The sequence below is a fragment of the Brumimicrobium aurantiacum genome, from assembly GCF_003402975.1.
GTDB classification, from domain to species: domain Bacteria; phylum Bacteroidota; class Bacteroidia; order Flavobacteriales_D; family Crocinitomicaceae; genus Brumimicrobium; species Brumimicrobium aurantiacum.
This window is the reverse complement of sequence record NZ_QURB01000001.1, coordinates 344,954-369,251: the sequence shown is the minus strand read 5'-3', so window position 1 is coordinate 369,251 and position 24,298 is coordinate 344,954. Positions and strand designations below refer to the sequence as shown.

The following is a 24,298-nucleotide window of genomic DNA, read 5'->3' as shown; positions in this document are numbered from 1 at the left end:
ACTCTGATTTCAAATTATTGATTAACTTTATGGATAGCAGCGATTTTTAACTGCCAGAACCTTATATCCAATGCCAATTAACGAAGAAAGGAAGTTTAAAATGAAAACCATTATCTCAATTATTCTACTCGTTGCACTTTCTGCCTCCGCCAATGCTCAGCATTGCGAATGGGATAACACTTACGCAATCATATTAGATGTACGAGATAGTTTGACCAATGAAATTATAACTGATTTAGATATCATTTTGACGGATTCTACAGAAAAACCTTATACAAGTGATTGGAATCTGAAAAATTACACGGACTATTCAATATATCAAAAGACGGACACTTTAAAATTTGGACTAAATGTCAACCATGGTGATAGTGCTAATACTTACACTGTTCCTATCGCAATAGATAATTACATGTTGTTCGTTTATGGAAATAACTATCCTAACTTTTATAAAAGTGGATTTTTTGAAGGAGGAAACGACAAAATAAAAATCCAAGACAAAAGTGGCAGATATGAAAGTATAACAATTGACGAATTTAGAATAGTCCACCTGTGTACAAATAATCAAATTTGGCGTAATAAAAAGATTCTTAAAAAAGCAAGCACTACAGTCAAACTAAAAAAGAGAATAGCAAAATAAGGGCTATAAGGTGCTGTAAAAAAATGATTGCCTATATACCTTGCCGAATGATAATGTTGTTGCCTTTGATGGGCAGGTGGTAGTCTATCTAAATCCATTATAAGTTGTTTAAAATGAGAATTTGATAAAATGGCTTTTTTGATTGTAAAATTAATTTTTTTTCAAAAAAACTTAAATAACCATTCATCCGAGAAAACCTACATTTCGAATGTGTAAACATGTCGTTTATTCAAGAAAAGTGGCTTTTGCATTGCTAAACCTCTTGCTTTATAGGTGTTTTGGAAGCTTCTGCCCTTTGAAAAATGGAAAGTAATGTGTATGTTTGAGGGAAGTTGATTTGACTGTATGCTATTTATGAGGAATGGATGTAGGTGTATGGTTTTGTTGATTTTATAAATGAGTTAGCAAACATGCAGCGGTACAAACGAACATTTCATTACTACGAAGCAAGAGCACCAAGTGCGCATTAATAAATATGATAGCATCTTTTTTTAATTTAAACCATTATTTTTTTATAAATTTAAATTCTAATATTATGAAATCAAGAATATTAACAATTTTCATTGTTCTTTTTTCAAGCTTTAGCTTTGGACAATATCAAGAATATATAAATATGGTTACGCCATATCTCAATGACTCTGTTCAAAGCGGGTTCTTTTACTTTACAACTCCTAATAATTTTCAACCTGGGAATGTACCAATTGTACAGACAAAATGCACCGGATTTAAACAACAATATGGTATTAACGGATTCTCATGTTGATAGTTTAGTTGGATTTACCCATCACAAATACCAACAAACTTATATGGATTTACCCATAGAAGGTGCAGGGTGTATTGAACACTATGAACCAAACGGTTCTTTGAACTTTATCAATGCAAAAATAGCAGATTCAATTAAAAAAAGTCATATACCGTCATTTGGTAAAGAAGAGGCAGTCAAATATTTAATTGATCAATTAAGAAAGGAAAAAATTGTTTTTGCGTGGGAAGATGAAGACTGGGAGCATCAAATTCAACTTGATGAACATAATGGAGATGCAACTTGGTATCCTGAGCCAGAATTAATTTGGGCAGTTGATACGATGAAAAACATGAACATGATAATTTCAGGTGATAGATATACACTTGCTTATAAGATGTCAATAAAGATTATAGAACCAGAATTTGAAACGTTTATTTATTATGTAGATGCAAACACAGGAGATATTTTAAAATTTCATTCAACGCATATCTGTAACGGTCCAGCTGAAGTAGATGGATACGGATTTAAAACAATTGATACAGATTGGAAAGGAGGATTTACTATGTCTCATATTCTTCGTGCTAATGATGATACAAGAAATATTCATACGAAGGAGAATCCTGGAGGTAGTTCTCCTTGGTTTCTAACATCAGAAACTACAGATGATGATGATGACTGGGGTTGGTCACACTTAACAGAAACATCTACCCATTTTCATGTCTCCAACAGCTGGGATTATTTTCGCCAAACTTTTGCATGGACTGGTTTAAATGGAATTGGCAGTGAAATTAGAGTAAGAGCTAATTGGGATTACCCTAATGCAGAGTATAGATCTGGTGAAACCCCTAGAGAGTTAGCATTTGGAAGAACTAGTGCTTATGGAGAACAAGGCAGGGAGCCGTCGGTGGTTGGGCATGAATATACTCATGGTGTTACTGATTATACAGCTGGTTTGGAATCTTTTAACGAATCAGGTGCTTTAAACGAATCTTTTAGTGATATTTTTGGAATTGTTATACAAGCAACGACCTTAGATGGAGGGTATACAGACTGGATATATGGTAATTTCGTTCCAAGTGATGTTGAAAAAACTAGGTCACTTAAAGATCCAAAATCAAGAGGCGAACATTTCGATAATAATGGCAATCTTGTACTGGGTCAACCCGATACTTATCAAGGTCAATACTGGTATGATGGTAATAATAATAATGGCGGTGTACATGTTAATTCAGGTGTTCAGAATAAATGGTTTTACGTGTTGGCACATGGTGATAATGGAACGAATGATTTGAACGATTACTACAATGTAGATGGAATTGGGATGTCAAAAACTATAGATATAGTGTTTCTATCGCTCGTTCACATATTGGATAACTCTAGTCAATATTCAGATTCTCGTCAAGCTACCATCAAAGCAGCCAAAATTATGTTTGGAGAGTGCTCTGTTGAACATCAAGCAACAATTGACGCTTGGTATGCTGTTGGTATTGGAAGTTTGAATGATTGTGAATATACATTATCCAATGACAATATTGGTCAACTGGAAGCGGAAACATTAGTTTTCCCAAATCCAGCAAGCAACATTTTAACCATCCAAGTACCTGATAAAGTTGATGATAATATCAAAATATTTGATGCCACAGGAAAAATTATTGAAAGCTTTAATGATAATAATTTAGTTTTTAGTAAAGATGTAAGTAGCTTGAGTAATGGGGTTTATTTTATCAATTTTTCAATAAATGGGAACCCAATAAGAAAACGTTTCATTATTCAAAAATAGATACAGATGAGACTACTTAAAACTTTTATTTTAATATTAACGCTTGGGGCAATTATTGCTCCAAGTGTTTCTTATGGACAACAAAAAAATATTGATTCTACAGAAGTAAAGAAAAACCGTATTTTAGTACAAATGGGTTTATTTCATTATTTTTTTGATAACGCACCAATTTTGAACGTCAACCACAGAGAGTTTAATGGAGAACCCCGTACAGGGCTGTTCAATCAGTTGTTAATTAGTTCCTATGGACTTCAATATGACCGTAAAATAAATCGAAAAAATTCATTGTCTTTTGAAGTTATAATGTTTTGGAACCTCTATTGGGGTAATAAGGAAACCTTTCCCGTATCAGGACCATACCACCCACCTACAAATACCAAAGCACGTGTTTCTAGAAGAGCCTTTACGACTGTAACGATTAATTACTCTCGCATACTAAAATTATCTAAATTATTTAATTTTGTTTACGGTGGAGGGGTTAATTATCGGCGTGGCTCTGAAGCAATAATTGTATCAAAAAATTCATTTGAAGACCTTCTTGAAGGAACTTTTAAAAATGACTTTGGTTTAAACACCTTTGTGGGTATTAATTATACACCTTTGAAATGGTTAACATTATACACCAAGTTAGATTTTATGGGGTTAGTTTATCTTCACGACAAAGAAGGCATAGAAACGTTAAAGAACTACGATAATGTACCCGATTACTTCCCAAGTAGATTTGATTTATCATTGCGATTTGGGATTGGCTTTAACTTCTAAAATAAATGCACGATTTGCTAACAGCAAATAAGCACCAGCCACAATTTACGCTTCGTTTTAAGCATTTTTTTAAAGGTAAAATTTGTAACTTCGTGTTTAATATTTAACTAAAATGTGGCCAAGTGCCTATTTGCAAAACGTTGCCAGTAATGCGACCAAACCATAAAAGTTTCCATATAATTCAACTTTTTTGTTATCTTTGCTAAAGTATAACGACAAATAAACTGAATGAAGCCAAAATTTGAGGTAGTTTTTCTTGAACAAGCAATTGACTTTATGTCCAAATTGGATGCTAAAGTAAAAAAGAAAATCTATTACAATTTGGATAAAGCGAAACTCGAAAATGACCCAAAACTGTTTAAGAAATTAACAGATGATATTTGGGAATTTAGAACTCTTTATCAAGGTATTCAATACAGGCTCTTTGCTTTTTGGGACAAAACTGACAAATCCGAAACGCTTGTATTATCAACACACGGAATGATAAAAAAAGTGAGTAAAGTCCCAAAATCGGAAATTGAGAAAGCATTGAAAATCAGAGCTGAATATTTTGACGAATAAACTTAAAATTATGGCAACAAAAAACAAAAAAATGAAAATGATGACACTTGACCAAATGAAGGACAAGGACATTGGAAAAGTTGGAACACCAGAACGTGACAAATACGAATTTGACTTGCGAATGGAAGTTCTTGGAGATATGATTAAGTCTGTCCGAAAAGAACGGAATTTGACCCAAGAGCAACTCGGCAAATTAATCGGAGTTCAAAAATCGCAAATCTCTAAATTGGAAAGAAATACTAAAAACGTAACTATCGAAACGATTTTAAAAGTATTTAGTGCATTAAAAGCAAACGTTCGATTTAGTGTCGAAATGAATGAATCGGAATTTAAAGTAGCATAAGCACTACTGGCAACAACGTTTTTAATTTATTGCCAGTTATAGCCTACTTACGTAAGTCCTCGCGGACTTTCTATCTGTGATTTATTTGCTAAACTTAGTGCTTAAAACACGCTACGAAATCATACACTAAACCGTCAAAACCTAAATGACCTATTTTATAGGTAGTATAACATTCCACCACTTTAAGAGGAAAACAGTCTTGGTTTAAATTCACTAAAAAATTAAGTTCTCTCGAAAACTTCTAAAAAACCATTCACCCGAGTAAACCTACATTTCGAATGTGTAAACATGTCGTTTGTTCGAGAAAAGAGGCGTTTCCGTTGCTAAATCGCTTGTTTTATAGGTGTTTTGGAAGCTTTTGCCCTTTGAAAAGTGGAAAGTAATGTGTATGTTTGAGGGAAGTTGACTGTACACTATTTATTAGCTATGGATGTAGGTGTATGGTTTTATTGATTTATAAATAAGTTACAAACAACAAATGACACTCGACCATATATACAAATTGATCATAAAAGGTTTTGGGGTTTTTATATTAATTAAATCCTTTGATTATTTATTTTTCGCGGCAGAAGTTATTATCGACTTTAGTCAAAATCCGAATGAACAGTTTGATTTATTCCTTGAGGGTCACACATTCATGAATATTTTAAAGTTTGCTTTGTATTTATTCATAGGTTTAATTTCAATTTTTAAATCAGAAAAGATAAAAGCACTATTGTTTAAAAAAGAAATATTAGATGATGATGTAATTGACCAGAGTAAACGTCATCGTTATCCAATTAATAATTTCTTCCTTTTTGTTGTAAGAATATGTGGGTTAATATTTGTTGTAATCGCCCTATCTCAAATTATATCAGGAATTTTTGCAGCAATATTTATACGTCAAACATCACATTATTCCGAAGGGAGTCTAGTTTTTGTGCTAGTTGGAGTATTATCAAGATTAATTTTACCAATATGCGAGTTAATTTGTGGCTTGATCTTGATAAAAACCCCTAATTGGCTTAGAAGACTGATGGGCTTAGAAAATTTGTAACATAGCCTATAAAACACTGCTACGATTGCGCTCCGAATGATAAATCATCCTAGCTCAATCGTTTGCCTTAAGAATTATCATTAACTTTAAGGAACAGCAGCGGTTTCATAGCCCTGAACGTCAAAACCTAAATGACCTATTTTATAGGTAGTATAACCTTCCACCACTTAAACAGGAAAAAAGTCTTGGTTTAAATTCACTAAAAAATTAACTTTTCCCGAATACTTCCAAAAAACCATTCACCCAAGCAAACCTACATTTCGAATGTGTAAACATGTCGTTTATTCAATAAAAGCGGTATTTGTGTTGCTAAACCTCTTGCTTTATAGGTGTTTTGGAAGCTTTTGCCCTTTGAAAAGTGGAAAGTAATGTGTATGTTTGAGGGAAGTTGATTGGACTGTATGCTATTTATGAGGATTGGATGTGAGTGTATAGTTTTATTGATTTTATAAATGAGTTATAGATAATTAAGAATGATAAATACAGAGAATATTGCATATTGTGTGACGAGGTTACATTGTTTCAAGGCTGATAAATCCGTTTCAGCTGGAACTGGATTCTTTTTTGGTATACATGAGGGCAAAGAGACACTTCTTCCGATACTAGTTACTAATAAGCATGTAATAAAAGATTCGGTAGAGTTTCAGTTTAAGTTGACACTTATGGACGGATCTGGAAATCCCATTTTAAAAGATTACCCTACTATAAGAATCCCCACAAAAGGATATTGGGTAGACCATCCAGATCCAAAAATTGACCTGTGTGCAACAACATTTGGTAATATCCTAAAACACTTTGAAACGGAACTTAAATCGAAAATTCGTTGGTCTAGAATAATGCCTGATAATATTCCATCAAAAGATATAGCAATGTCATTTTCAGAATTAGAGGATGTAGTAATGGTTGGTTATCCAATTGGTATTTCGGATGAATTTAATAATAGACCAATTTTTAGAAAAGGAGTAACTGCCACAAAACCAGGTTTGTCATATAATGGGAAAAGAGAGTTTTTAATTGATATTGCAGCTTTTCCAGGTTCCAGTGGGAGTCCAGTGTTCTTATACAAAGAAGGTTTTAACGTTGTAAACAGTGCCGGTGATAGACTTGCAGGAAGAGATGATAAGTTTTACTTTGTAGGAATTCTTTGGGGTGGCCATGAGCATTTAGCAACTGGAAAAATTGAATCTAAACCTATTCCTACTGCATTAGACTCAGTTTACAGGTCTAATATTCCAGCAAACTTAGGATTAGTTATTCCTTCAGAAGTATTATTAGAATTCGAAACTGTCTTCCAAAAGCCTAATTAAAACGATCTACAATAACTAAGTCTTCCCGTCAAAGGACGGATAAACTCATGCCGAGTGTCTCCGTTTACCAACGGATTACGCCCTGCGGTTGTGAGATCGCTTCGCTAAGTTGGCCATTATTTCGGCAAGCTCAATAGGGACTGCTGAACAACGAAGTTCTCATGAATACCTTTGAAAATAAACAAGAAATGAATAACACCATATTGACTGGTCCGGTGTTCCATTTGGGTGTATTGTTTTGTAACTTTTCTTGAAAACTTCTAAAAAACCATTTACCCAAGTAAACCTACATTTCGAATGTGTAAACATGTCATTTGTTCGAGAAAAAAGGAATTTACGTTGCTAAATCGCTTGTTTTATAGGTGTTTTGGAAGCTTCTGCCCTTTGAAAAGTGGAAAGTAATGTGTATGTTTGAGGGAAGTTGATTTGACTGTATGCTATTTATGAGGATTGGATGTAGGTGTATGGTTTTGTTGATTTATAAATAAGTTGGCAATAATGTGATAAACCCACGAACAACCATTAAATGAAAGTACTTTTAGATACCAACATAATTATTCATAGAGAAGCGAATAGAATTGTTGAACACGATATTGGACAATTATTTAATTGGATTGATAAGTTACATTACGAAAAATACATTCATCCAATCACAATCTATGAAATTGATTCCTATCAAAATAAACAAGTCGTTGCCACTTTTTCAATAAAATTAGATAGTTATAATCGAATTAAGCATCAACTTCCATTTTCAGAAAATGTTCAAAGTTTAAGTTCAGAATTTGATGTAAATGATAATGATATTAATGACACTCATCTGTTAAATGAAATTTACGAAGGCAGAATAGATTTATTAATTACTCAAGACAAAAAAATACATACAAAAGCTTCTAAACTTGGAATTTCAGACAAAGTATTTAAGATTCAATCATTTCTTGAAAAAGTCACTTCTGAAAACCCAGATTTAGTCCAATACAATGTCCTTGCTGTAAAAAAGGCAGACTTTGCAGAAGTTGACATCAATGATAATTTTTTTGATAGTTTCCGAGAAGATTACAACGAATTTGATAATTGGTTTAAATCAAAATTTGATAAGGTTTGTTATGTATGTTATAGCGACAATAATTTAACAGCATTTCTTTATATAAAAGTCGAGGAGAAAACTGAAAATTACTCTGAGATAAAACCAATATTTGACAAGAAAAAAAGATTAAAAATTGGAACCTTAAAAGTTATTAGTAATGGCTATAAAATTGGGGAAAGATTCTTAAAAATTGTCTTTGATAATGCTATTCAATATAAAGTAGATGAAATATATGTAACGGTATTTGACAAAAGACCAGAGCAAGGACAATTAATAGATATGCTTAAAGGTTGGGGTTTTGTAGAACACGGAATAAAATCTACCAAGAATGGAAATGAAATCGTATTAACAAGACCTTTTGGAAAATCTCAACCAATACAAATTAACAAGCCAAAACTTTCTTTTCCATTTTTTTCTAGGGACACAAGAAAATATATAATCAAAATAGAACCTAAATATCACACAGAATTATTTCCTGATAGCATTAATACACGAGAAGACGAAACAAAATATACAGAAAACGAACCACATCGCAATAGAATTGGAAAAGTATATATTTCACATTCTCAAGACAGACATCTTAAAGCAGGAGATATTATAGTTGTCTACAGAATGGGAGAAACAAAGCCAAAAAAATATTCAAGTACTGTAACTTCAATTTGCATTGTAGAAGAAGTTCTCAATGGTTTTAAGTCCTTTGATGAATTTTATAAAGCTTGTTACAGAAGAACAATGATTAAAAAGGCTGATTTAGAGAAAGATTGGTGGAATAAATATCCAAAATACAGACCTTTTGTAATAAAATTTCTATACGCTCACTCTTTTCCGACACCAAAGCCAACACTCAATGATTTGAATAAAATAGGCGTAATTCCTGACATTATGAATATGCCACGTGGATTTATAGAAATAAATAACAATCAGTTTACCAAATTAGTTAATTTTGCTTATAACCGAAAATAATATATGAAAGTCGTTTTATCAATTAAACCAGAATTTGCCTTTAAGATTTTTGATGGCTCTAAAAAATTTGAATTTAGAAAAGCTATTTTTAAAAACAATAATGTAAAATATATAATAGTTTATGCATCATCGCCTGTTCAAAAAGTAATTGGCGAATTTGAAATCGGTAAAATATTCAATAATGACCTCGAAACACTTTGGAATTTGACAAAAGAACATTCGGGAATTACAGAAGAATTTTTTTATGAGTATTTTTCAGAGAGAGAAAAAGGGTTCGCAATTCAAGTTAAGAATAAGAAAAAATATAAAGAACCTAAATGCTTAAAAACGGATTTTAATTTACATCCACCACAATCATTTGCATACGTGAAATAAGACACTATTGCCAACAACTAAGTCTTCGGCGTGCCGAGTGTCTCCGTTTACCAACGGATTACGCTCTACGGTTGTGAGATCGCTTCGCTAAGTTGGCCATTATTTCGGCAAGCCAATGGAGGCCGCTGGACAACGAAGTTCTCATGAATACCTTTGAAAATAAACTTTAAGGGAATTCTTGATTTGTTTTGTAATAGTATTTCTGGTGAAATTTATTATAAAAGTATAGTAGGGATTAATTTACCCCTTCCCAAACTTTCCCTCATAATCCCTTGCCTCAATTCAAAACAAAGTTTACTTTAGTAGGCATGTATTTAAAATTCAAAGCGCTGCTGTTTTTCGTTGCGTTGATGATTTTCACTTCGTCAGCTTTTGCACAAAACAATCCGTGTATCGTTTCCACAACTTATAAAATTGTGGTTTTGGGGTCTTCTACTGCTGCGGGGTCAGGACCTTCTACCTCCGACAGTGCATGGGTGAATCGTTACAGAAGCTATTTGCAAAATATCAATCCCGCAAATGAAGTGGTCAACTTAGCCGTTGGAGGCTACAATACCTATCGCATTATGCCAACGGGTTATGTTTCACCTTCCAATAGACCAAACCCAAATCCAGCAAAAAATATCACAGCCGCATTGGCTGAAAATCCAGATGCTATTGTCGTGAATATGCCTTCAAATGACGTGGCGAGTGGTTTTACCTACGAAGAACAAATGCACAACCTGGATACGATCGTTCAAATTGCCAATGCCGCAGCTGTTCCCATTTGGATTTGTTCCACACAACCCCGAAATTTTAATCCGGTTAAAGCACAATTGCAATGGGACCTCAAAGATTCAATTCTACAGCAGTTTGCACCCAATGCCATTGACTTTTGGACGCCCTTTGCAACGCCTTCCTATTTGGTTGATCCCTTATATGATTCTGGCGATGGAATTCACCTCAACGATACCGCACATGGAATCATGGAAAGTCGTGTGATTGCCGCTGATATTCTTCAAAATATTTACATTTCAATTCCCAATTCCGATCCTGCAATTTTAAGGATTTTGCCAATTAACCTAAGCGTTTGTGGCGATTCTTTGTCCCAATTTGAATATGAATTGATCAACTTTGGTCCAAATGATTCCCTCACAGTGGAGATTCAATCTGAATTAACGCATCAACAAACGGGAACAATAACCACAGCAACCGAAACTTTTGTGAATGGACTTGCAGAATGTAGCATAACCAATACCACTTTCGATGCACCAACTTTGGAGGCGGGAGATTATAGCTTGTCGGTGATTGTGTCGAGTACCTCCAATTCCAATACCTCAAACGATACCTTGGTTTATGAATTTTCAACTTCCGGACATCCAATATGGGTAGCCCATGACGATACCTTGTGTGCTTCAGATTCAACATTACTTTCTGTAACTGCCGACCCACAAGACACAGTGCTTTGGTATCAGGATTTAACGAGTCCAACACCAATTGAATACGGAAATACATTACAAACGCCTTTGATTACGACAACAACAGATTGGTATGCTGAAGTGGTGAGGGGAGACTTGTTTTACTCCGATGAGATTTTTACGACGAATACTTCAACAACAAACTTTAATGGAATTATGTTTGACTTGGTTGGACACGAAAACATTACAATTGATAGTTTTGATGTAAAAATTAACTCAACAGGTCCACAAACAATAGAACTTTATAAGAAAAATGGAAGTCATATCGGATCTGAAACCAACTCAAATGCCTGGACTTTATATGAATCAATAGACGTGAATGTTCTTGATCCGAATGTACAAACACATGTTCCGTTTACAGCCTTGAATATTGGCATTGATGATACCGTAGGAATCTATTTAAAAATGGCAAATTCTTCCGCTCGCTTATCGTATAGAAACTCAGGAACTCCTCAGACACGTTCAACCAATGAATTAACAATAAACACAGGAAGTGGAGTGAATTTTGGAATGACAGCGTCCTACTTCCCGAGAGATTTGAACGGACGTGTTTATTACCATTATGGCGAGCGTTTGCAAGGCGATTGTTCTTCCGGGAGATTTCCAGTTACAGCACATGTCAACAATGTTACTTTCGAAACCATTGAAGACACCATTATCGATATCCAAGAGGCCTTGTTAATTACTGCCACCCCAGGAATGGACAGCTATGAATGGATGGACGGTTCTACGGCAAGTACCTTTAATTTCGTGGCTTCACAATTTGGAAATGGAATACACTTCGTTAGTGTTGAAGCATTGGATTCGCTTGGGTGTTCCCACGAAGATACAGTCATTGTTGGAGTTGCAGAATTGGCAGGACTAAAGGGTTTAAGCTTAGAATTCACCGTTTTTCCAAATCCAACCACAGGGATACTTAATTGCTCCAATTCGAACATCGATAGAATAGATGTTATTTCACTTGAAGGGAAATATCTTGGTCAAATGAAACCTGTGAATGGTCAAGTTGATTTGTCGCCTTATAAATCAGGATTCTACATCTTAAAAGTCAACATAGGAGACAAAACCGGAAGTGTGAAGGTGTTGAAGCGGGATTAGGTTTTTTTGGGCGTTTCCCTTATCGTTTTTTTAGTTTTTTGCTCCTGCGAGCCCGAAGTCAAGCTCGTGGTCAAAAAACTAAAAAAACAATAAGCGTCGGGCTAACCGCTATATCTTTTTTTTCAAAAAAGGATGCCGCTTTTATCCCTAACGCGGAAAGAAGGAGTTAAAACAGCCCTACACAACTTCAAAACGATTTTCAACTTCGACCTTAAATACTGTGTAGATATTTTCTTTCGTCAAGACTTCTTGGTTTGCACCGTGCTTTACCAATTTCGCGTCATCCATCAACAAAATTGTGTCGGCATATTTCGCAGCAATATTGAGGTCATGTACCACACCAATAATTGTTAAATCAGCGTTGACAACCATGAAATCTCTAATTTTTTTCATTAAATCATATTGGTAATAAATGTCCAAAAATGTAAGCGGTTCATCCAACAATAGCAACCTTGATTTTCCAGGTACAGCTTGCCAAATCTGAGCAAAGACACGTGCAAATTGAACCCTTTGTTTTTCTCCTCCACTTAAGCTTAGGTAATTCCGATTTTGCATCTCATGAATATCGAATAGCTGCATCGCTTTTACACAGATTTCATCATCTAAAGTGGTCGCCTTCCCTTCAAAATGAGGATAACGTCCCATCATTACAACTTCTTTGACAGATAAAGGAAAACTCAATGCTAAATTTTGAGACAAAACAGCCCTGAATTTCGCATGTGTTTTTAAAGGAATATCTTGAAGATTTTGTTCTTCAATTTTTATCGAACCAGCATTCGGATGATGTTCTCCACTGATGAGTTTGATCAATGTTGATTTCCCTGCTCCGTTTGGACCTAATATCAAGTGAATCATACCTTTTTCAAAATTTGCAGAAACACCATTTGTTAAGTGTTTGCCTTTTATCGAATAAGAAATGTTATTTAGTTCTACCATATCAAAAGAAATAATTTGTGCGTCTAAGCAAGAAGATAAAAACGGGAACTCCGATCATTGAAGTTACAATTCCGATGGGCAATTCTGCTGGTGCAAGTAGCAGTCGGGCAATTAAATCTGAGGCAGTTAACACCAAAGCACCAAGTATAGCACCAGACCAAATCAAAAAGCGATTGTCTGAACCATTCAACATTCTCAGGAGATGAGGTACGATTAACCCAACAAACCCGATTACGCCAACAAAAGCTGTTGCCACAGCCACCATGATTACATTGACCAAAAGCACTTTTATTTTGAGTTGACGTATTTCAACGCCAAGCATTTTCGCTTCTTGTTCTCCCAACATCAAGGCATTCAATTGTTTTGAAAAACGTAAACTGAGTAAAATACACAAAACAGTAATGGAAATCACGAAGTAGAGGCCTTCCCAGTATGCCCCGGAAAGTGTTCCTAAATTCCAAAAAGTAATGGAACGTGCTTGTGGATCTCGGGCAATGTAGGACAGAAAACCAACACCACTCAGAAATAAGGCATTGATGGCTATTCCAGTCAGCAAAATGGAAATTACTGCAGTTTTATTGTTCTTCTTTGATTGAGAAAGATAAAAAACCAAAGCTGTGGAAAGAATACCACCCAAACAAGCTGCAAGAGGCAATATCCATTCTCCCAATTGAAGTCCGAAGGTGGCGCCCAAAACAAAGTAAAGCGCAGCACCAAAAGCAGCTCCACTAGAGGTTCCAACCAATCCTGGTTCTACAATCGGATTGCGAAATAGGGCTTGCATTAAGACGCCACCTACTGCCAATGCTGCTCCAACAAAAACACCCATGATGACGCGGGGCAATCGAATTTGGATAAAAATACGTTCGTTTAATGCACTGGGAGCTGTACCAGAAAACAGATGTAAAAATCCATTCCAAATTTCCTGATTTGAGATTTTAACTGCGCCAAACTTGGCCGAAAGTACAGACAGAATGATGAGTAATATCAACAAAATAACCCCAATGATTTTCGTTTTATTTTGTTTCATCGGGATGAATTAATTGTTGGATGAGTAAAACATTTTCACCTGTGCGTGGTCCCAAATACACCAAATCGTGTTCTTCAATCCTAAAAATGTGATTGTTTTTAAAGGCTTTGGTAGAGGATATTCCAGGAAGCTTTTCAATTTCATTTCCACCGTCTAAACGGTCATAGCCAAAATCGGTCAGTAAAATAATATCAGGATCAGCAGCGGCCACGACTTCTGGAGACAATTGTTTCATTCCTCGTTCTGCGTTAACAGCCATTTCACCACCAGCCCATTCAAGCATTTTTGCAGCATTACTTTTTTGTGTCATCACCAAGTAGGCATTCGTTGCTCTTCCAAAATGAACAATTAAAACCTTTGGTTTTTCGGTGTATTTTTGTGCTTCTTCTAAAGCCAATTCCATATCGCGGTTTAATTTTTTACATAAATCATCTGCTTGTTTTTCCTTTCCAAAATATTCACCCATTTCTCGAATCAAGGAGTCTGTTCCTGCAATAGTCGACTCATATTTATGGAATGTCTTTATGGGAATTTTTAGCGCTTCAATTTGTCTAACCACGTGTTCTGGCCCGATGTTATTGTCGTGTAAAATGAGGCTTGGCTTCATGGCTAACACCGTTTCAGCGCTTAAGGCTCTATGGTATCCTATTGTAGGAAGCGATTTGATTTTTTCAGGGTAAGTACTCGATAAATCTACTGCCACAATATCTTTTTCTGCACCTAAGGCATAAATGATTTCAGCATATTGCTTCGAAATACAGACTATGCGTTCATCGCTGTTTTGCTTTTCGTCAGCATTGCTAAACCTTCCGCAACTCATCAAAATGAGTGGGAAAAGTATATAAATATAGTTCTTCATTACTTGAAATATTTTAGAAAACCTGCCTCCAAAAAATCATGGAAGCAGGTTGTTTTTTAGTGATTCACTTAATTAAAATGTGTATTTAAGATTGACACCTCCAAAGAAGTTGATTTCATTTGGCGCTGGAATATAGGCATCAGGCAACTGATTCACGAAAACCATATTGTAATATTGTTCTCCTGTGATGTTGTTTGCCCCAGTATAAACATTCAATTCAAATTGCTTGATGTTTCTTCTGAATCCGATTTTAGCATTCAGCAAATTGTATGCGTTGGTTTCATTTAAACCATCGGAAGTATACGGCATACTGCTACGGTAATTGTAGTAAATGTTCCCATAAAGTCCAATTTTTGTTTCAAGGTCAACTCCAGCATTGAAAACTACGGGAGGAACTCCTGCAACTGCATTTCCAGAATAATCATCCACAATTACGATGTCTTCACCTAGGTCGTTTTCTCCGACGCGCTCAAATTGATAATCTTCATATTTGAAATCAGAGTAAGTGAAGTTGGCAAATGGTTGAAGCAAAGTGATGAAATTTTCCTTACTTTCAATTGCTTTATAACTCGCATAAATTTCAAGTCCATTGTTGTTTAAATTTCCCCCGTTCACCAAATACGAATAAAGTGTAGCGGTATTTTCAGGATTTTGAACCGCAATTGTTGTGAATTTGTCTTCATAACGCGTATTGAAAACGGCTACGGTATAGAACAATTTGTTGTTGAGGAAACTTCCTTTTGTACCCAATTCGATCTGTGAGCCTTTCTCTGGTTTTAAGCCTGTGTTGAGTTCACCTGTTGTTGAAATGAGGATGTTTCCACTCACTGGTGCCTTATATCCTGTTGAGTAGGACGCGTAAACAGAGGCCACCTTGTTGATTTTTTTATTGATGGCAAATGTTGGTGAAACAAGATTGTTGTAGCTGTTTTCATACACTTTTAAGGTGTTATTTCCGGGCTGATTGTTGTTTAATCCCCATAAGCGATCTTCCAAACTCAATTGCATATTGCTCACTCCAACTCCTGCAGTTAAACTGAATTGTAGAGGTAAATGGGCTGTCCATTGTGTAAAGTAGGAATAAGTAGAACTTTCTGTCATTTGGTTACTTTTTATCGAAGTGATGATGTTGTAACCGTCGAGGTTTGTACTGTCGGCACCCATTTTATACCCGATACTTTGGTTGATTGACTTTTGCGCTTCAATTCCTGTAATGCTGGAGAGTTTAACTTTTTCAGATAAATCAAAATTCATCTCCAATACTGAGCGCAGTCCAAAATTTAACGGTTGTTTGTCTGTCCATCCACCGGCAGAACTGTTGTTCATACTTTGGGAGGATCCAAAAAACGACGTCGTGTTTGAAAAGTGCTTATTGAATTTGTACGTATGACCTATCCCTGCTCTGAAAGTTTTGATCGCTGAATGGGCGTCGTTCTGGATATATCTCGCATTTCCAGAATAGTTAAGTGTGTCGTATTGTCCTTGCGTTAGCTCTCCATTACGTTCATCATAACTATCGGCATACCCCAAATAAGTGGTAATGCTTTGACGATCATTTAGACGGAAATCTCCAATCATATTCATGAATTCTTTTTGGGATGCCGTATGATCCATAAATCCATCAAATTCTTGGTGACCATAATTGACCAAAAGTGAGGCGTTTTTTCCTCCGATACTCAAACGGGTTGTAGAACGCAATAATCCATAGCTTCCAGTCATAACTTCTTGTGCGATTGAGGTTTTGTTTTTAAGAGCTTGATCTGTTTTCATATTCACAACTCCCGAAATAGCCATTCCATATAATGTTCCAGAAGGACCTTTTAAAATTTCAGTGTTGGAAACAGAACCAAAATCAAGATCGTCCATTACTGTAATTCCTTCAGCATCGGTGATGGCAATTCCATTGAGGTACATTTTTACACCTTGTCCATCGAAATTGTTGCTCACACCTTTAAAACCCATTCCACTTCCATATCCGCGAATGTTGATTTGTTGTCCACCCGATTGTGTTCGACGTTGCATCGTAACACCAGGAACATTTGTATTGATGGCGTCATCTAAATACAAACCCGTTGAACGCTTCATCGCCAAATGATCAATTTTGACAATTGAATTGGGATGTTCCAATTGTGATTTGTTTGGATTCGAAGTCGCTGTAACATCAATTGTTTCAAATACTTCAGCTTGTGATTTTAGCAGAATTTCGATTGTTTTTGAATTGTTACATGTAAAATATTGATCGACACTACGATACCCTACATGGTTGATTTTTATGCGTAAAGTGTCGCCGCATTTTACGGAGAACTCTCCATTTGTATTGGTGAAAACGCTTTCTCCGAAATTGGTTTTTATATTGACATCAGCCAATGGAATTTTTTCATTTTGATCAATTACCTTTCCTTTAAATTGATTGTGCTGTGCAAATGTTAGTGCAGCACAAAGCATGCTCATTACGAGCAAAATTGTATGTTTCATTTTAATTTTATTTAATTCGTTTTAATAAACTTTGGACGCAATAGTCCGCACCTCTCCTGGTCTTATTGAAAAGACTAAGGATAGAGGAAGTTGTAAAATTTAGAAATACCCGACTTATTCATTAAACAAGCTCCTAGGCGCATTGCATGAATCAAAACATGATTCCATCTCAATACCTTAAAATTGAAATGTAAAATCAAAAGAATTCAAGCATGAATGCCTTATCCGATAATTACCGAATTTGAAGCAGTCAAAATCTTTGTAAAAAACTGATGAGTTGTGTGAACGTCAGATAATTACATTCTTTGAAAAATAAATGCTATGAATAATGCGGGTTAAACGAAATCCGGTGGAGGAGTTGGAACACCTAAGTTTGGAGATTGATATAGTTTTTTGGTTTCGAAAAAACCATTTTCAGCATTCAGAGAGAGGTGCTGGAAAACATAATTTGTAAAGTCGTTGACATATACCACTTTAATGACTTTAATCATTTTATTGAGCGGACTTTTTGGGGTCTTCGATTCCTTATTCATCTTATTTTGAATCAATTCCTCAAGGTTAGCGAAAAGGAGCGTTTCTTCTTTGTCATTCACACAATGTAGTACAATATCATCGCCTTTATTTTCGCGACGCACAATGTCAAACATTTGTTTGTGTTTTCGGAATTCAATATCTGGTCGGATCCAATCCAACTGCTCATATTCAGTTGGAGTCAGATTGAATTCATGCAATTCATTTTCTGGAATTCCTTCCTTAATTTCATGTTTAATGGCAGATCGGATATGGGCTTGTTCGATTTTAAAAGCAATGTAAATCCCTGTCATATTGAAGAGGATGGTAAACAATAATAATATTGACAGAAGTCGTTTAAACATCAGTTTTTATTCTGTTTTTAGCTTTTAAATCAATGCTTTAAGTTTTTACCTTTCATCATATTTTGTATCTAAATATGAAAAGAGTAACATCCAAATGTAAGAAAAGTAATTTCGAAGAATGGAATTGAAGTAGAAATTAACAAGCTTTTAATAGATGAAAGGCTTTCTAAGAACACCTCAAAAAGGTGGCTGAGATTGCCGAAGGCACCTTTTTCATAGCAGTAAAGTTGAGCTTACAGATTTCTCAATGCAAGCATTTTCGAAATGACGAGACATTTGGGTGAAATCTATGATTTTACGCGATGGAGAAATCTATTTTTGAAGGAAGTAGCATGTTCAATTTACAAACCTACCTATCACTGAGGTCCCGAAAATTTTCGGGATCAATCCGCAGTGATCAATAGCAAGACAGCTTTTTGAAGATTGAATTAATTATTTATTCCTACAAAACTTATATCTGTAATATACTTGTTGATAATCAATGAATTCAACTAAATCGTTTTCACTTAAATGTTTAATGTAGAGTTCCGTTAATTCTAGCTTTTTATCGCAATTATCCAAAAGACCATAATTCATACCTAAATTCCATAGCGCATTGTAATTTTGATATTTATCCCAACACTTCTGGTTAGCCTCCGTACTTATGATTAAAGCACTTTTATCTTTCCACTTTAAATAGGCCTTGTAGTTTGTCATGCCCACATCGTAGAGATATTCTTCTTCTCCATTATTAATTTTAAATTGGGATAAAGAGTCTAAAAATTTTTTACTTCGGGATAAATCATCTGCGCTTTCTGTTCCGCATGAGATGGTGAATTCTTCACTGACCTTTTTATAGTCTATTTGACTAAACATGTTGGTCGACGACATTAAAATTATAAGTAGGAATAGGTTCTTCTTCATTTTGTAAATATAGTCATCCACAAAAACTAAAATTAGTTACTCGTAGCTGTGTTTTCAAATCAAATATACGGTTAAAATAAATAAGTTTGTTCATTGAGTCTGTCGGAGCTTACAGATTTCTCAATGCAAGAATTTTCGAAATGACGACCAATTAATGATTTAGTGGCGAAAGGGACTGCTTCAAGCCCAGCTTGAAGCAGTCCCTTTCGATGTCCCACCCAAATGTCTCGTCATTTCGATCATCGGTTGAAATCTATGATTTTACGCGATGGTGAAATCTATTTTTGAAGGAAGTAGCATGTTCAATTTACAAGCCTACCTATCACTGAGGTCCCGAAAATTTTCGGTTTCAATCCGTAGTGATCAATAGCAAATGCCTCTTGTTTTGGCGCGTATTTTTGAATAAAAATCGTGACAAAACAGATTATCAAGATGTAGCTTTATTCAAAATGTTTAACATGAAACTTTAACGCTTTTCATAGTGCCATCGCCCCGCGTGAAGGGTAGAAACGGCATCCTTTTTTGAAAAAAAAGATAGAGTGGATGACCTGACCCGGAATTCTTAGGATACTTTTCTTTTTTAAGTAATCCTCCGGGGCACGCCCACAACTAAAATAAGTATCAATAAAATGCCACAATAACACTGGAAATCAACTGTATTAAAGCGACTGGAGCCCAAATACGTTCAATTTTACTTGGTGTAATTGTATTCATAATTGTTCCCATGACAAAAAACGCAACGATGACCCAAATGCCAATTGCTGCGATTGATTTTAATGCTGGAAACATCAAATTAGCTTCGGATAAAACAAGTGCTCCCATAAAAGCCAGTAAGAGCATATTGATCACCGCAACGAATCTCATTTTTGGTGGATATTTGCCCGGATATTTACCTCCCATCGAGGCTTTTCCCCATGGCAATCCTGCCGCTAAGCAAGCTTGAAATAGGATTACAATAGTTGTTAATGTGCAGAAAATGATGGCTGAAACACTTGTTAACATAGTGTGAGAACTTGGTTTGACTGTTTTTAGAAATTCATTGTCCCATCAAATATAATAATATTTGCAGTTTTCAGTTGACTATATATTTCTTAAACACTGAATTACTTATCGCTGCCTCAAAAAGGTGACTGAGCCTCTCGAAGGCATCTTTTTGAAGTATTCTTTTAATACTTTAAAACACTGAGTTTACCTTTCCGGTAAAAAGAGTTCAGAAATCATGCAGCGAACGCTTCCACCGCCAATACGTTCAATGGTTTTTACATTCAGCGGAAACAATTCACAATAAGACTCTAGGGTCTTTTTCTGTGCTGAATTAAACTTGTCAAATGAGCTTTGTGACATTGCTAAAATGTTCCTTCCATTCGGGATTTCTAATTCTAGCATATTTCCACAAAAAGCGTTCATTTGTTCGTAGGAAATCGCAACAATTTCTTTGTTTGAATCTTCAAGAGATTTGATGACATGCGCTCTTTCAGAAGGATTTGAAATGCTTTCCAGACAAACCACCGCATAACCATTTCCAATGTTCATCATTACATTGGTGTGGTAAATTTCATGACCTGATTGATCTTTAGCGTCAAAATAAACTGCTTTGTAACCAAGAAGCTCACATGTGTTAACAAACAAATTTTTATCCGTTCTAGAGGCCAGACAGGCATATCCAATTTTGAATTGATGATCAAAAATTATACTTCCCGTTCCTTCTAAAAAAACACCTTTTTCTTCTTGTTTCGAGAGGTCGATGATTTCTTTGATTTCAAATTTTTTACCAATAATTTCAAGTATTTCCTCTCGCCTTTCTTCTCTTCTGTTTTCAGCAAGCATAGGGTATAGAATTACCCTTCCATCAGCGTGAAAAGAACCCCAATTGTTTGGGAAAATAGCATCGGGTTTTACCGGAGTAGGAGTATCTTCAATAACCAAAACATTGACCCCTTTCTCGCTAAGTTTTTGGGCCATCGTTTCAAATTCTTCAATGGCTTTTTTTGAAATCGCCTCATGATCCATGTCTTTTGACATTTGATTTTGAAAGGCGTTAGATGCTGCTGTTTCCGCATTGTACCCAAAACTTGCAGGTTTAACTAGAAATATATTGTTTGAACTTTGCATTTTCGATTTTATAATAAATAAACGTTGAACATTAAACTGGACTGGTTATTTTACAACAGTAACTGTACCTGTAATGATTTTACTTTCATTTCTGTTTCCACGGTATTTTATTTTCCAAACATAGGTTCCATCCTTTACAAGCTTACCGTTGTATGTTCCATCCCAAGTGTTTAAAGCACTCTCTGATGACCATAATGGCGTTCCCCATCTATTGAAAATGGTAATGGTTTCTACGATGTCGTTAATGTCGGAAACCCTAAACACGTCATTAACACCGCTTCCATTAGGGGTAAAGGCGTTAGGCACATAAATAAATGCTGAATTTTCCACTTCAATACGTCGTGTCAATCGATAAATACAACCATTTTGATCAGTTATTCGTAGTTGAACATCTAAATTACTTTCATTAATAGGCTCAAAAGTCACTTCCTCATTGTTTGGATATTCATTACCATTAATGGACCATGCAAAATCATAATCGGTTTGATTACTCGTAATATCAAACTCAATTACATCGTTAAAATCAGGATTTTCGGGTTGGGATGAAATTTCAAAATTATAAGTAGGAAATATTTCAATGGAAGCAATATTTTGAACACTGTAATTACAGCCCGCAAGACTTGTTCCTGTAAAGTTTATGGTATACATACCAGGTGCCGAATATTGATGTGAAAGGTTTGGATTTGTACTTGTATTTCCATCACCTAAATCCCATAAAACAGATGTAAATTGATCACCAGCATCTTGATTGATATTTAAAGTGTATGTTCCACATAAACTCGTATCAATGAGGTTTGAATTTAAAGCAATATCTTCCAATTCAACAATGATCGTATCACTTTGAACTGTACACGCTCCGATTTGTCGCTCTAGCCAATAAGTGCCAGGTGTGTTGATTGTTAACACAGAATCTGTACTTCCATCTGACCATAAGTAATTTTCCAAAGCATTCGGTTGGAAATCACCATCTAATAGAACAGAACCGTTTGCGCATAATGTTGTATCATTTCCTAAATCTAAAGGTGGAAGACTTAAGGGAGTTGGGTCGTAACGCCAAGGAAGTCCATAAATAGTGGTTACATTTCCTAAGTTTACAGCGTTTTCAATATAATTGCAACCCAGTCCAATTGTATTTGGATTATTGATCACGCCCAGGAAATTCGCACCTGAAGGAAATACGTTGTAGTTTACATATATTTTATCATCTGGTGCAATTTGTAAACTACCGACTTCCCCTCCGGGTGTAAGATCACCAATTTCAGTACGTGTTGCTGAAATATTTGCCGCAGTGAGGTCGTATTGATGAATCTTTCCATTGATCAAACTACCGATATAAAGAACATTTCCATCTCTTGAAAACTCAGCTCCGTTTCCACGTGTGCTTGGATCATCGTGAATTAAATTTGAATTGGAGGCTAGTCCAGTGAAATGGTCAAAATCAAATAAGTAAATTGTTCCTGAAAATAAGGGTTTGGTGAAGACAAATTGATTTGTTCCTGGACGTGGTTTTATTTCTCCTTGACAATGATCTCCTGCATTAAATTGCACACCAATACTACTTGTGACTGGAGTAGGGCTAATCCCATTAGCTGTTAGTTCAAAAGCATTAAGTGTTGGATTGGTTTCGTCACCATGCGTTAAAATCCATGTATCGATACAATTTCCATGTGGTGCTGCACTTAACCATTCACCAGAATTAGGAGACAATAACGTGTTTTTATTCGCAGCAACAACATCACCCATTCCACCATTTAATGAAAGATCGATTTCAGAATAAAATGTGTTTATCGTAGTGTTTGGTATACTCGAATGAGCTTCATTATAAATGATGTAATAAGTATTGGGAGCATTTGGTTTTTGAAGTGCTAAACATTTGGAAGAGGTGTTTCCACTTAGTCCTGTTCCATTCGGCATAAGGTTGTGGTTTGCATCCCAAACTTTAACACCATTAGTATAAAAGAGTAAGTTTCCATTGGCATCTGTTGCTGTATAACAAGCTTCTGAAGTTTCTATTGAACTATTTATGGGAACAGGGTTGCCAGAAGAAAAATCTAGACCTGTAAATTCTCCAAAATGCCATAAATCATGTTGTTGGGCACTAATTGCAAAAGACAGCAATAAGAAAATGATGATTTGAATGATTTTCATGTTAATCGTTTTAATGCTTAATCGAAAAACGTAAATGACTTTAAAGGGTTGCTGAATTTTTTACATTTTACTTTAAGTGTAGTTTTGAGTGAATCACTTGTGTATTTTAGCTATTCAAAATCCGTTAGTGGGTTTACTATTTTGTTACTATTGACTTTTCTTAGAGAGTTTCACCAAAGTGTATTTTCGTTCTACATGGTCTCCTGTTTTGCTCTTAACAAGTTCCGTATTTTCTTTACTTTCAATGATTTTTAAATTTGAGTTTTTTACAAGTTCCTTAATGTCACTTTCATTGTATAACTGAAATTTATCTCCAACAAAAGGAAGTTTTTCCATAAAATCTTTGTTCGCAAAAGTGATAACACAAAATCCATCTTGTTTTAAAGTTCGCTCAATTTCATGTATTACTTTTAGGGGATTTGTCCAGAAATAAATCGTGTTTACTGACATTATGCGGTCAAAATGATTATTTCCAAAAGGTATAGTCTCCCCTTCATATAGTCTAAAGTCAGCTTCTTTTTTTGCATTTAATTTTTTTGATTCTAGGTGCATGGTTTCGGAAATTTCCAATCCAAAATAGCGAATATTTTCAGCGAAGTCCAATAGTTGATCTAAATGGCTGCAATTTCCGTGTCCTAGTTCAAGAATTGAGTTTTTATTTTGAATATTAAGAAAATCAATGGAACTCGAAGTCATTCCAATATTCGTTTCATTCATTGTTTTACCTACTTCAATTCCGATTTCTCCATTGGGGCAACCAAGTTGATTTTCTAATTCTCTTATTTCTGCTTCTGTCATTATAATATTGTTTA

General features: G+C 35.2%; 20 protein-coding genes. 10 read left to right on the top strand and 10 right to left on the bottom strand.

From position 1 onward, the window contains the following. The first annotated feature begins 70 nt into the window (after positions 1-70). The 10 genes from DXU93_RS01650 to DXU93_RS01605 all read left to right on the top strand — a co-directional run bounded on the left by DXU93_RS01650 (position 71) and on the right by DXU93_RS01605 (position 12,148). Positions 71-637 carry a hypothetical protein gene (locus DXU93_RS01650; RefSeq protein WP_116879499.1) on the top strand — a complete coding sequence of 189 codons (567 nt, stop codon included), beginning with the start codon at positions 71-73 and terminating at the stop codon, positions 635-637. A gap of 632 nt (positions 638-1,269) precedes the next feature. Next, positions 1,270-3,162 (top strand): M4 family metallopeptidase, encoded by a 1,893-nt coding sequence (locus DXU93_RS01645; protein WP_116879498.1) that lies wholly within the window; start codon positions 1,270-1,272, stop codon positions 3,160-3,162. Between the two features lie 6 nt (positions 3,163-3,168). Beyond that, a complete protein-coding gene (locus DXU93_RS01640) occupies positions 3,169-3,924 on the top strand; it encodes a hypothetical protein (protein ID WP_116879497.1) in 756 nt (251 codons plus the stop codon). 228 nt (positions 3,925-4,152) lie between these two features. Next, the gene (locus DXU93_RS01635) at positions 4,153-4,485 is read left to right on the top strand and encodes a type II toxin-antitoxin system RelE/ParE family toxin (RefSeq protein WP_116879496.1); all 333 of its coding nucleotides are present in this window, start codon (positions 4,153-4,155) and stop codon (positions 4,483-4,485) included. Positions 4,486-4,495: 10 nt separating this feature from the next. Further along, positions 4,496-4,828, top strand: coding sequence for a helix-turn-helix domain-containing protein (locus DXU93_RS01630; RefSeq protein ID WP_116879495.1), 333 nt, complete (start codon positions 4,496-4,498; stop codon positions 4,826-4,828). A gap of 502 nt (positions 4,829-5,330) precedes the next feature. After that, on the top strand, positions 5,331-5,864 hold the full coding sequence (locus DXU93_RS01625; protein ID WP_123776015.1) for a hypothetical protein: 534 nt from the start codon (positions 5,331-5,333) through the stop codon (positions 5,862-5,864). Positions 5,865-6,337: 473 nt separating this feature from the next. Continuing rightward, complete coding sequence (locus DXU93_RS01620; RefSeq protein ID WP_116879493.1) at positions 6,338-7,171, top strand: S1 family peptidase; 834 nt, start codon at positions 6,338-6,340, stop codon at positions 7,169-7,171. Between the two features lie 526 nt (positions 7,172-7,697). After that, positions 7,698-9,218: a PIN domain-containing protein gene (locus DXU93_RS01615; RefSeq protein ID WP_116879492.1), complete on the top strand. Its 1,521-nt coding sequence runs from the start codon at positions 7,698-7,700 to the stop codon at positions 9,216-9,218. A gap of 3 nt (positions 9,219-9,221) precedes the next feature. Beyond that, positions 9,222-9,593: a hypothetical protein gene (locus tag DXU93_RS01610; RefSeq protein WP_116879491.1), complete on the top strand. Its 372-nt coding sequence runs from the start codon at positions 9,222-9,224 to the stop codon at positions 9,591-9,593. Positions 9,594-9,901: 308 nt separating this feature from the next. After that, positions 9,902-12,148, top strand: coding sequence for a GDSL-type esterase/lipase family protein (locus DXU93_RS01605; RefSeq protein WP_116879490.1), 2,247 nt, complete (start codon positions 9,902-9,904; stop codon positions 12,146-12,148). Positions 12,149-12,325: 177 nt separating this feature from the next. Here DXU93_RS01605 and DXU93_RS01600 read toward each other — a convergent pair whose 3' ends face one another. The 10 genes from DXU93_RS01600 to DXU93_RS01555 form a co-directional block, all read right to left on the bottom strand. Then, the gene (locus tag DXU93_RS01600) at positions 12,326-13,084 is read right to left on the bottom strand and encodes a heme ABC transporter ATP-binding protein (RefSeq protein WP_116879489.1); all 759 of its coding nucleotides are present in this window, start codon (positions 13,082-13,084) and stop codon (positions 12,326-12,328) included. Between the two features lies 1 nt (position 13,085). Beyond that, positions 13,086-14,114, bottom strand: a complete 1,029-nt coding sequence (locus tag DXU93_RS01595; protein WP_116879488.1) for a FecCD family ABC transporter permease — start codon at positions 14,112-14,114, stop codon at positions 13,086-13,088. Further along, on the bottom strand, positions 14,101-14,973 hold the full coding sequence (locus DXU93_RS01590) for a heme/hemin ABC transporter substrate-binding protein (protein WP_116879487.1): 873 nt from the start codon (positions 14,971-14,973) through the stop codon (positions 14,101-14,103). The genes DXU93_RS01595 and DXU93_RS01590 overlap by 14 nt, the downstream gene beginning before the upstream one ends. A gap of 72 nt (positions 14,974-15,045) precedes the next feature. Continuing rightward, the gene (locus DXU93_RS01585) at positions 15,046-17,448 is read right to left on the bottom strand and encodes a TonB-dependent receptor (protein WP_116879486.1); all 2,403 of its coding nucleotides are present in this window, start codon (positions 17,446-17,448) and stop codon (positions 15,046-15,048) included. Positions 17,449-17,783: 335 nt separating this feature from the next. Continuing rightward, positions 17,784-18,272 carry a hypothetical protein gene (locus tag DXU93_RS01580; protein WP_116879485.1) on the bottom strand — a complete coding sequence of 163 codons (489 nt, stop codon included), beginning with the start codon at positions 18,270-18,272 and terminating at the stop codon, positions 17,784-17,786. A gap of 483 nt (positions 18,273-18,755) precedes the next feature. Next, positions 18,756-19,226: a hypothetical protein gene (locus DXU93_RS01575; RefSeq protein WP_116879484.1), complete on the bottom strand. Its 471-nt coding sequence runs from the start codon at positions 19,224-19,226 to the stop codon at positions 18,756-18,758. Between the two features lie 621 nt (positions 19,227-19,847). After that, positions 19,848-20,228: a hypothetical protein gene (locus DXU93_RS01570; protein ID WP_116879483.1), complete on the bottom strand. Its 381-nt coding sequence runs from the start codon at positions 20,226-20,228 to the stop codon at positions 19,848-19,850. Between the two features lie 186 nt (positions 20,229-20,414). Beyond that, the gene (ctlX, locus tag DXU93_RS01565; RefSeq protein WP_116879482.1) at positions 20,415-21,338 is read right to left on the bottom strand and encodes a citrulline utilization hydrolase CtlX; all 924 of its coding nucleotides are present in this window, start codon (positions 21,336-21,338) and stop codon (positions 20,415-20,417) included. Positions 21,339-21,383: 45 nt separating this feature from the next. Beyond that, a complete protein-coding gene (locus DXU93_RS01560) occupies positions 21,384-23,486 on the bottom strand; it encodes a T9SS type B sorting domain-containing protein (RefSeq protein ID WP_116879481.1) in 2,103 nt (700 codons plus the stop codon). A gap of 147 nt (positions 23,487-23,633) precedes the next feature. Further along, entirely contained in the window at positions 23,634-24,284 is a 651-nt protein-coding gene (locus DXU93_RS01555; protein WP_165851315.1) for a class I SAM-dependent methyltransferase, read from the bottom strand. Positions 24,285-24,298: the final 14 nt, after the last annotated feature.

Coding starts and splice junctions, on each gene's coding strand:
- DXU93_RS01640 (WP_116879497.1), top strand. CDS start 3,169: ATGAGACTACTTAAAACTTTTATTTTAATATTAACGCTTGGGGCAATT.
- DXU93_RS01595 (WP_116879488.1), bottom strand. CDS start 14,114: ATGAAACAAAATAAAACGAAAATCATTGGGGTTATTTTGTTGATATTA.
- DXU93_RS01620 (WP_116879493.1), top strand. CDS start 6,338: ATGATAAATACAGAGAATATTGCATATTGTGTGACGAGGTTACATTGT.
- DXU93_RS01555 (WP_165851315.1), bottom strand. CDS start 24,284: ATGACAGAAGCAGAAATAAGAGAATTAGAAAATCAACTTGGTTGCCCC.
- DXU93_RS01605 (WP_116879490.1), top strand. CDS start 9,902: ATGTATTTAAAATTCAAAGCGCTGCTGTTTTTCGTTGCGTTGATGATT.
- DXU93_RS01630 (WP_116879495.1), top strand. CDS start 4,496: ATGGCAACAAAAAACAAAAAAATGAAAATGATGACACTTGACCAAATG.
- DXU93_RS01590 (WP_116879487.1), bottom strand. CDS start 14,973: ATGAAGAACTATATTTATATACTTTTCCCACTCATTTTGATGAGTTGC.
- DXU93_RS01635 (WP_116879496.1), top strand. CDS start 4,153: ATGAAGCCAAAATTTGAGGTAGTTTTTCTTGAACAAGCAATTGACTTT.
- DXU93_RS01610 (WP_116879491.1), top strand. CDS start 9,222: ATGAAAGTCGTTTTATCAATTAAACCAGAATTTGCCTTTAAGATTTTT.
- DXU93_RS01645 (WP_116879498.1), top strand. CDS start 1,270: ATGACTCTGTTCAAAGCGGGTTCTTTTACTTTACAACTCCTAATAATT.
- ctlX (WP_116879482.1), bottom strand. CDS start 21,338: ATGCAAAGTTCAAACAATATATTTCTAGTTAAACCTGCAAGTTTTGGG.
- DXU93_RS01575 (WP_116879484.1), bottom strand. CDS start 19,226: ATGAAGAAGAACCTATTCCTACTTATAATTTTAATGTCGTCGACCAAC.
- DXU93_RS01585 (WP_116879486.1), bottom strand. CDS start 17,448: ATGAAACATACAATTTTGCTCGTAATGAGCATGCTTTGTGCTGCACTA.
- DXU93_RS01580 (WP_116879485.1), bottom strand. CDS start 18,272: ATGACAGGGATTTACATTGCTTTTAAAATCGAACAAGCCCATATCCGA.
- DXU93_RS01650 (WP_116879499.1), top strand. CDS start 71: ATGCCAATTAACGAAGAAAGGAAGTTTAAAATGAAAACCATTATCTCA.
- DXU93_RS01560 (WP_116879481.1), bottom strand. CDS start 23,486: ATGAAAATCATTCAAATCATCATTTTCTTATTGCTGTCTTTTGCAATT.
- DXU93_RS01615 (WP_116879492.1), top strand. CDS start 7,698: ATGAAAGTACTTTTAGATACCAACATAATTATTCATAGAGAAGCGAAT.
- DXU93_RS01570 (WP_116879483.1), bottom strand. CDS start 20,228: ATGTTAACAAGTGTTTCAGCCATCATTTTCTGCACATTAACAACTATT.
- DXU93_RS01600 (WP_116879489.1), bottom strand. CDS start 13,084: ATGGTAGAACTAAATAACATTTCTTATTCGATAAAAGGCAAACACTTA.